Below are 8,466 nucleotides of genomic sequence, written 5' to 3'. Positions count from 1 at the left end.
GCCTCGCTACGCGACGCCGGCCGACCTCTCCCCGCGCGCGGGGAGAGGTGAAGAGGCGACCTGATCAAGCCGCAGCGTCGGCCGCGATGCTCGCCTTGACGATCTTGTCCGGATCCTTGACCGGCTCGCCGCGCTTGATCTTGTCGACGTTCTCCATGCCTTCGATCACCTTGCCCCAGACGGTGTACTGCTTGTCGAGGAAGCGGGCGTCGTCGAAGCAGATGAAGAACTGGCTGTCGCCGGAATCCGGATTGGCGGCGCGGGCCATCGACGCGGTGCCGCGGACGTGCGGCTCGGCGTTGAACTCGGCCTTCAGCTTCTGGCCGGAGCCGCCCATGCCGGTGCCCTGCGGGCAGCCGGTCTGCGCCATGAAGCCCTCGATCACGCGGTGGAACACGATGCCGTCGTAGAAGCCTTCGCGCACCAGCTCCTTGATGCGGGCGACGTGGTTCGGCGCCAGATCCGGGCGCATCTCGATCTTCACGGTACCCTGGGTGGTTTCCAGGATCAGGATGTTGTCGTTGTCAGCCATGCTCTCTTCTCTGTTGGTTTGGGAATCTGTCTGCGATCGTCGAACCGCAGCGTGAACGGACGTCCGGCGACGGCGCCCCCCATCGAGGGCGTGAACGGCAGCGGCGTGCATCGCTGCAACGCCTCCATCACCGCGACACGATAGGCCAGGCTGTCGTCCCGGCCGGCCTCCGGGCTTTCAAAGGTGATCCGCGGCATGCCGAGGATGTCGCCGTTGCGCTTGAAGCTGACCAGCACCGTGATCTGCATGCCGGGATGTCCGGGCCGCAGACGCGGCGGATGCCAGCATTGCTTCATCGCGGAAAACAATGCGTCGAGATTGTCGATCGGCGCGTCCTGCGCCGACGCGGGGCGAACGGTCAGACCGATCGCCCCGGCGATCACGGCTGCCGCGACTGTGCTCAGTCGGCGCGGCAGCATCGTGGCCGCTTATTTGACGTCGGAAGCGACCTGGACCTTAACCATCTTGTCCGGATCGGTCACGGCACCGCCGGGCGAGGTCGGCGAAGCCTTCTTCAGCTTGTCGACCACGTCCATGCCCGACACCACGTTGCCGATCACGGTGTACTGGCCGTTCAGGCTCGGGCCGTCGGCGAACATGATGAAGAACTGCGAGTTTGCGCTGTCGACGCTGTCGCCGCGCCGCGCCATGCCGACCACCCCGCGGGTGAACGGCACGTTGGAAAACTCCTGCTTCAGGTTCGGATATTTCGAACCGCCGGTGCCGTTGAAGTTCTGGCCGTCGCCGGTCTGCGCCATGAAGCCGCCCATCACGCGGTGGAACGGGACGTTGTTGTAGAACCCTTCGCGGGCGAGCTGCTTCAGCCGCTCGGCGTGCTTGGGCGCGATGTCGGCGCGCAGCGCGATCACGACACGGCCCTTGCTGGTGTCAATGACGAGCGCGTTCTGCTTGTCGAGGTTGGCGGGCAGCGGCTGCGCCAGCGCCGGCAGCGCGAACAGCAGCGCGGCGAAGATGCCGATCAGACGGATCATGGAAACTCCGGGTCGGTTAAGCCGGCGAGCCGGCGGCGAACTTGGATTGCAGGGCGGAGGCGACCTCGGCCGGAACGAAAGCCGAGACGTCGCCGCCCATCGCTGCGATCTGCCGCACCAGTGTGGCGGTGATCGGGCGCACGCCGACCGAGGCCGGCAAGAAGACGGTATGGATTGCCGGCGCCATGGTTTCGTTCATGCCGGCGATCTGCATCTCGTAGTCGAGATCGGTGCCGTCGCGCAGGCCGCGGATCATGATGGTCGCCCCCACCTGCTCGGCCGCGGTCACGGTGAGATTGTCGTAGGTGGTGCAGCCGAAATCGCAGCCGGCCGCCTTGGCGACCGGGCCGAACACCCGTTCGACCATCGCGAGGCGCTCCTCGGTGGTGAACAGCGGCTTCTTGCCGGGATGAATGCCGATCGCCACCACGAGCTTGTCGCACAGCGCCACGGCGTGGCGGACGACGTCGAGATGGCCGTTGGTGACGGGATCGAAAGAGCCCGGATAAAGCGCGATGCGTACCATCCGGCCCGTCTAGCGCGGCACGTCGGGCGGAGCAAGCGGCGCCGGTTCCTTCAAAACCGCTTTCGCCGCCGGATTTATTTCGCGCTGCGAACCGAACCGGATCGGGGGCTCGCGCGTCTTCTCAATGGTAACGCGAGGCGACTGAAAACGCTCAGGTTTTGCCGGATTGTTTCATGCACTCGAAAGCCAAGAAACAAAACCCGGCGTGATGAAACCTGAATGGCCCAGCGACGAAGACGTTCTGAAACCAGCGCTGGGTAAACCGGCCGCATCGGGAAGCGACAAAGCACTCCAGGCCGAAACGGCCGGACCATCGAGACGACAGGGGACACCGTCATGATCAAGGCTCTTTCCGTGATCGCGATCGCCGCCTTTGCTGCCGCGGCAGTCACCATTCTTCCGGGCTTCGCCCCGCAGGTCGAAGCCAGCGTTCCGCAGGCGCTGGCCAAGGGTGACCGGCTCGACATCCGTCCCCTCGGCACCGCCTGCTCCGAGCAAGCCTGGCCGAACTTCGAGCCGGCTTGTCTCCGCAACGTCCGTTCCGGTCACGCCCCGATCGGTCAGGCGCGGCTGGTGACGGCGGAACGACATTAAGGTTTTGGCGTTATCCCCACGCTAGTTTCGCAAAGCGCTTCCCTCCAAGGGCGCTCTGTACCGAAGACCCCCGAGTTGCCCCCTCGGGGGTCTTTCGATTCCGGCGGATCGTCAAGCTTGCTGATGCGCCCAGAGTGGCGCCGAGGCGGCGAACGGAACCGCCACCTCTACTTGAGCGGCGGCTTTAGCCGCCGTTGCCGTTGTCGCCGTCGTCGGTCTCCGGGATGCGCTCGACCGACACCACCTTCTCGTCGTCGGCGGTGTTGAACACGATCACGCCCTGAGTGGAGCGGCCGGCGACGCGGATGCCTTCGACCGGGCAGCGGATCAGCTGGCCGTTGTCGGTCACCAGCATGATCTGGTCGGAATCCTCGACCGGGAACGACGCCACCAGCTTGCCGTTGCGGCCGATGACCGACATCGCCACGATGCCTTTGCCGCCGCGCCCGGTGGTGCGGTACTCGAACGACGAGGTCCGCTTGCCGTAGCCGTTCTCCGAGATCGTCAGCACGAACTGCTCGGATGCCGACATTTCGGCGTAGCGCTCCTGCGACAGCGCCGCGGACGTATCGCCCTCCTCGGCTTCGATCTCGGGCGTTTCGACGACTTCGGCTTCCTCACCGGTCGCGGCACGGCGAATCGCGCCGGACTGCTTCAGATAGGTCGAACGTTCGGCAGGCGTCGCTTCGAAGTGACGCAAGATGCTGAGCGAGATCACCTTGTCGCCGGACGACAGCGCGATGCCGCGCACGCCCATCGAGGTGCGGCCGCTGAACACCCGCACGTCCGGCACCGGGAAGCGGATGCACTGGCCGCCGGCGGCGGTCAGCAGCACGTCGTCGCGCTCGGTGCAGATCTGGACGTCGACGATCGCCTCGCCGTCGTCGAGCTTCATCGCGATGATGCCGGAGCGGCGGACGTCGACGAAGTCCGACAGCTTGTTGCGGCGGACGTTGCCGCCGGTGGTGGCGAACATCACGTCGAGTTCGCTCCAAGAGGCTTCGTCTTCCGGCAGCGGCATGATCGTGGTGATGCGCTCGCCCTGCTCCAGCGGCAGGATGTTGATCAGCGCCTTGCCGCGGCCGTTCGGCGGCGCCAGCGGCAACCGCCACACCTTTTCCTTGTAGACCTGGCCGCGCGACGAGAAGAACAGCACCGGCGTATGCGTCGAGGCCACGAACAGCCGCGAGACGAAATCCTCCTCGCGGGTCGCCATGCCGGAGCGGCCCTTGCCGCCGCGGCGCTGCGCCCGATAGGTCGACAGCGGCACCCGCTTGACGTAGCCGGCGTGCGACACGGTCACCACCATGTCCTCGCGCTGGATCAGGTCTTCGTCTTCGACCTCGCCTTCCTGCTCGACGATCACGGTCTTGCGCGGCGTCGCGAACTCCGCCTTCACGGCGCCGAGCTCGTCCTTGACGATCGTCTGCACCCGGGCGCGCGAGCGCAGGATCTCCAGATAGTCGGCGATTTCCACCGCGAGCTTGTCGAGCTCGTCGGAAATTTCCTCACGTCCCAGCGCGGTGAGGCGCTGCAGCCGCAGATCGAGGATCGCTTTGGCCTGCTCGAACGACAGCCGCGCGGTGCCGTCCGGATTGAGCTTGTGGCGCGGATCGTCGATCAGCGTGATCATCGCCGCGACGTCGGCCGCCGGCCAGCCGCGCGACATCAGGGTCTCGCGCGCCGTGTTCGGATCGGGCGAATGACGGATCACGCGAATGATCTCGTCGATATTCGCCACCGCGATCGCGAGGCCGACCAGGATGTGGGCGCGATCGCGCGCCTTGTTGAGCAGGAATTTGGTGCGCCTGGTGACGACCTGCTCGCGGAACGCGACGAACACCGTCAGCAGATCCTTCAGGTTCATCAGTTGCGGCCGGCCGCCTTCCAGCGCCACCATGTTGGCGCCGAAATTGGTCTGCAGCGGCGTGAACTTGTAGAGCTGGTTGAGCACCACTTCCGGCACCGCGTCGCGGCGCAGCTCGATCACCACGCGGAAACCGTCGCGATCGCTCTCGTCGCGCAGATCGCTGATACCTTCGATCTTCTTCTCGCGCACCAGTTCGGCGATGCGCTCGACCATCGTCGCCTTGTTCACCTGGTACGGAATTTCACTGACGATGATCGCTTCGCGGTCCTTGCGGACGGTCTCGATCTCGACCTTGCCGCGCATCACGATCGAGCCGCGGCCGGTCTGATAGGCGGCGCGAATGCCGGCGCGGCCGAGAATGATGCCGCCGGTCGGGAAGTCCGGCCCCGGCACGATCTTGTTGAGATCGTCGATCGTCAGCGCCGGGTCGTCGATCAGCGCGACACAGGCGTCGATCACCTCGCCGAGATTGTGCGGCGGGATGTTGGTCGCCATGCCGACCGCGATGCCGCCGGCTCCGTTGACCAGAAGGTTCGGGAACTTGGCAGGAAGAACCTGCGGCTCCCGTTCCGAATTGTCGTAGTTCGGCTGGAAGTCGACGGTGTCCTTGTCGATGTCGTCGAGCAGCGTCTGCGCGATCTTGGTCAGACGGGATTCGGTGTATCGCATCGCCGCCGGCATATCGCCGTCGACCGAGCCGAAATTGCCCTGACCGTCGATCAGCGGCACCCGCATCGAGAAGTCTTGCGCCATGCGGACCAGCGCGTCGTACACCGACTGGTCGCCGTGCGGGTGATACTTACCGATGACGTCGCCGACGGTGCGTGCCGACTTGCGATACGGCTTGTTCCATTCGAAGCCGTTTTCGTACATGCCGTAGAGGATGCGGCGATGCACCGGCTTCAACCCGTCGCGCGCATCCGGCAGCGCCCGCGCCACGATCACGCTCATCGCGTAATCGAGATAGCTGCGCTTCATCTCGTCGAGAATGGATACGGGGCGAATATCCGAGGGCGCCAGCGGCTCCCCGGGCTTCTCGTCGTCTTTGTCGGACAAGGGTGAATTCCGGTCAGAATCTGATCGGATTCGTATAACGTATTGGGGTGTTGCAAACCACCCTTTCGGGCGCCGTTTCCGAAGGTTTTTCTATTCGTATTCCCAAACACTTACGGGATGTTTCCGGCGCGCTCGAAACGCCGTTCGCCGGGGCGCCGGAATCGGCGACGGCAGCGCGCTCGGAAAGAGCCGATTCGCACCCTCAGTCGGGTCGCGGCACCGCCCCGAAGCGCTCGACCACGATGTCGCGCTTGTTGTCCTCGACCCGCACCGTCATGACGTAGCGGCCGTCGACGAGATCCTTGGCCAGCACCTCGGCGTTGCGATGCAGCCAGCTCACGCCGGCGCCGTCGGCGGCGTCGACCGACAGATCGAGCACGGTACGGGTGGCCGCCAGCCGCTGCTCGATCGCCAGCAGAAGTTCATCGACGCCCTCGCCGCTGACAGCCGAGACCAGCAGGCACGGATGATCCTCGGGCCGGCGCGCCGCGATGTTCTTCAGCTCGTCGCGCTGCTCGGGCTCGAACCGGTCGATCTTGTTCCAGACTTCGAGAATACGTCCACTCGCAGCATCGACGCCGAGCTGGCGCAGCACATTGTCGACATCGCTCTGCTGCGCCTCGGCATCTTCGTGGCTGATGTCGCGGACGTGCAGGATCAGGTCGGCTTCCAGCACTTCTTCCAGCGTCGCGCGGAATGCGGCGACGAGCTGGGTCGGCAGATTGGAGATGAAACCGACGGTGTCGGACAGCATCGCCTTGCCGCCATGCGGCAACTGAATTGCGCGCAGCGTCGGGTCGAGCGTTGCGAACAGCATGTCGGCGGCCTGGACGTCGGCGCGCGTCAGCCGGTTGAACAGCGTCGACTTGCCGGCATTGGTGTAGCCGACCAGCGCCACCACGCGATACGGCACACGCTGCCGCCCGGCGCGATGCAACCGGCGCGTCGCCTGCACCTTCTTCAGCTCGGCTTCGAGCTTGGTGATACGCTCGCCGATCAGCCGGCGGTCGGCTTCGATCTGGGTTTCGCCCGGACCGCCCATGAATCCAAAGCCGCCGCGCTGGCGCTCGAGATGGGTCCAGGATCGCACCAGGCGCGAGCGCTGATAATTGAGATGCGCCAGTTCGACCTGCAGCGTGCCTTCGCGAGTCTTGGCGCGGCGGCCGAAGATCTCCAGGATTAGACCGGTGCGGTCGAGCACCTTGGCGTTCCAGGCCTTCTCCAGGTTGCGCTGCTGGATCGGCGACAGCGCGCAATCCATCACCACGAGGTCTGCGCCGTGCGCAGCGATCAGGCCGACGATGTCCTCGACCTTGCCCTTGCCGAGATAAGTCGCCGGACGGATCTGGCTGATCGGGGTGAGCACCGCCTCGACCACATCGAGGTCGATGGCGCGGGCGAGGCCCGCGGCTTCGTCGAGCCGCGCGTCATTGTCGCGGACAGCCGTCTCCGCCGCGTCGGGATCGCCCCGACGCGCACGCAGATACGGACCTACGACGATCACCCGCCCGGTCTCTCCGCCCTGCCCCGATCGCGGACGATCGGAGCTGCCGTCAATGCCACGGGGTTCCAATCAGACCCGCCTCAAGCTGGCGAGTCCTCGCCGCTTTCGAACAACTGGATCGGCGCCCCCGGCATGATCGTCGAGATCGCGTGCTTGTAGACGAGCTGCGAATGACCGTCGCGCCGCAACAAAAGGCAAAAATTATCGAACCAGGTGACAATACCCTGCAACTTCACCCCGTTGACCAGGAAGATCGTCAGGGGAGTCTTCGTCTTGCGTACGTGGTTGAGGAAAGTGTCTTGAAGGTTTTGTGCGCGGTCTGCCGCCATTTTTTATCCCGCAATTGGTTTTGTCTTTTCTTGCCGGTGAGCGTCTCTCTGTCGGAGCTTCACCCCGGTTGCCGACTCCTCCGAGATCCCCCTCCAGAAGCCGACGATCCGATTAGAGGGTAGGCATGGCTTTTAAGCAAGCAACTAAAACCCGGACGGCCTACGCCCCGATCCGCAAAGCTCAGGAAAACACCGCAAAACGGTGAAACTGCTCTCTTAGACGTTTGGCCAATGGGCCGGGGTTGCCGTCACCGATCGGTTGTCCGTCGATCGCCACCACCGGCATCACAATCTGACTGGACGCGGTGACGAACGCCTCTGCGGCTGCGGCAGCTTCGGCCGGCGTGAACGGCCGCTCTTCCAGACGCACCTGAAGCGCTTCGAGCGCGTCGATCAGCACGGCACGGGTGATGCCGGCAAGAATGCCGCTGTCTGCCGAGCGGGTCACCACCCGCCCCTCTTTGGTGACGATCCAGGCGTTGCTCGACGCGCCTTCGGTGACGAAGCCCTCGCCGTCGACGTACCAGGCTTCATAGGCGCCCGCCTCGCGCGCCGCCTGCTTGGCGAGCACGTTCGGCAACAGCGCCGTCGACTTGATATCGACCCGCGGCCAGCGGTTTTCCGGCAGCGTGATCACCTTGATGCCGCGGGCGGCGTTGGCCTGCCCTTTGGCGGGATCGATGCTGCGTGCGGTCACCACCACCGCGGGCTTCACCGAGGCGGCCGGAAAGCCGTGATCACGCCGGGCCACGCCGCGGCTGACCTGCAGATAGACGATGCCGTGGTTCACCCGGTTGCGTCGCACCACTTCATGCATCACCACCGACAACGCGGAAAGCGGCATCGGCTCTCTGATCCGCAATTCGCCGAGCGAACGCTGCAGCCGCGCCAAGTGCCGCGGCATGTCGATCAGTTTGCTGTCACGCACTTCGCAGACTTCATAGACGCCGTCGGCGAACTGATAGCCGCGGTCCTCGATGTTCACGCTCGCCTCGCGCATGTCGAGATAACGGCCGTTGACATAGGCGATGCGCGACATCGATTGGATCCAGGTCTGAGATGA

At 65.0% G+C, this 8,466-nt stretch carries 9 protein-coding genes; 1 reads left to right on the top strand and 8 read right to left on the bottom strand.

Translation table 11 applies throughout. The features are described 5' to 3' along the window. Positions 1–64: 64 nt before the first annotated feature. The 4 genes from DU475_RS11620 to coaD are packed head-to-tail and all read right to left on the bottom strand — an operon-like array spanning position 65 to position 2,050. On the bottom strand, positions 65–532 hold the full coding sequence (locus DU475_RS11620; protein WP_164632249.1) for a peptidylprolyl isomerase: 468 nt from the start codon (positions 530–532) through the stop codon (positions 65–67). Further along, positions 508–951: a UCP034077 family protein gene (locus DU475_RS11615; protein WP_164632248.1), complete on the bottom strand. Its 444-nt coding sequence runs from the start codon at positions 949–951 to the stop codon at positions 508–510. Before DU475_RS11615 ends, DU475_RS11620 begins: the two co-directional genes overlap by 25 nt. A 9-nt stretch (positions 952–960) precedes the next feature. After that, complete coding sequence (locus DU475_RS11610) at positions 961–1,524, bottom strand: peptidylprolyl isomerase (RefSeq protein WP_164632247.1); 564 nt, start codon at positions 1,522–1,524, stop codon at positions 961–963. A gap of 16 nt (positions 1,525–1,540) precedes the next feature. After that, entirely contained in the window at positions 1,541–2,050 is a 510-nt protein-coding gene (gene coaD, locus DU475_RS11605) for a pantetheine-phosphate adenylyltransferase (protein WP_142882666.1), read from the bottom strand. Between the two features lie 336 nt (positions 2,051–2,386). On the opposite strand from coaD, the gene DU475_RS11600 reads away from it, so the two are divergent. Further along, a complete protein-coding gene (locus tag DU475_RS11600) occupies positions 2,387–2,644 on the top strand; it encodes a hypothetical protein (protein WP_013502572.1) in 258 nt (85 codons plus the stop codon). A 184-nt stretch (positions 2,645–2,828) separates the two neighbouring features. Here DU475_RS11600 and gyrA read toward each other — a convergent pair whose 3' ends face one another. From gyrA to DU475_RS11580, 4 genes are all read right to left on the bottom strand, one after another. Beyond that, positions 2,829–5,570, bottom strand: a complete 2,742-nt coding sequence (gene gyrA / locus DU475_RS11595) for a DNA gyrase subunit A (protein WP_164632246.1) — start codon at positions 5,568–5,570, stop codon at positions 2,829–2,831. A 202-nt stretch (positions 5,571–5,772) separates the two neighbouring features. Beyond that, positions 5,773–7,143: a GTPase HflX gene (gene hflX / locus DU475_RS11590; protein ID WP_164632245.1), complete on the bottom strand. Its 1,371-nt coding sequence runs from the start codon at positions 7,141–7,143 to the stop codon at positions 5,773–5,775. Between the two features lie 11 nt (positions 7,144–7,154). Next, positions 7,155–7,403, bottom strand: coding sequence for an RNA chaperone Hfq (hfq, locus tag DU475_RS11585; protein ID WP_011158147.1), 249 nt, complete (start codon positions 7,401–7,403; stop codon positions 7,155–7,157). A gap of 181 nt (positions 7,404–7,584) precedes the next feature. After that, positions 7,585–8,442, bottom strand: a complete 858-nt coding sequence (locus DU475_RS11580) for a D-amino-acid transaminase (protein WP_164632244.1) — start codon at positions 8,440–8,442, stop codon at positions 7,585–7,587. Between the last annotated feature and the right edge of the window lie 24 nt (positions 8,443–8,466).

It is taken from the genome of Rhodopseudomonas sp. WA056 (assembly GCF_010906995.1).
In the GTDB taxonomy this organism is placed as follows: Bacteria; Pseudomonadota; Alphaproteobacteria; order Rhizobiales; family Xanthobacteraceae; genus Rhodopseudomonas; species Rhodopseudomonas palustris_G.
Note: the sequence above shows the minus strand (reverse complement) of the source record. Positions and strands in the feature narration are given on the sequence as shown.

Bases quoted from the DNA above. Each gene is read 5' to 3' on its own strand.
- DU475_RS11620 (WP_164632249.1), bottom strand. From the start codon at position 532: ATGGCTGACAACGACAACATCCTGATCCTGGAAACCACCCAGGGTACC.
- DU475_RS11615 (WP_164632248.1), bottom strand. From the start codon at position 951: ATGCTGCCGCGCCGACTGAGCACAGTCGCGGCAGCCGTGATCGCCGGG.
- DU475_RS11610 (WP_164632247.1), bottom strand. From the start codon at position 1,524: ATGATCCGTCTGATCGGCATCTTCGCCGCGCTGCTGTTCGCGCTGCCG.
- coaD (WP_142882666.1), bottom strand. From the start codon at position 2,050: ATGGTACGCATCGCGCTTTATCCGGGCTCTTTCGATCCCGTCACCAAC.
- DU475_RS11600 (WP_013502572.1), top strand. From the start codon at position 2,387: ATGATCAAGGCTCTTTCCGTGATCGCGATCGCCGCCTTTGCTGCCGCG.
- hfq (WP_011158147.1), bottom strand. From the start codon at position 7,403: ATGGCGGCAGACCGCGCACAAAACCTTCAAGACACTTTCCTCAACCAC.
- DU475_RS11580 (WP_164632244.1), bottom strand. From the start codon at position 8,442: ATGTCGCGCATCGCCTATGTCAACGGCCGTTATCTCGACATGCGCGAG.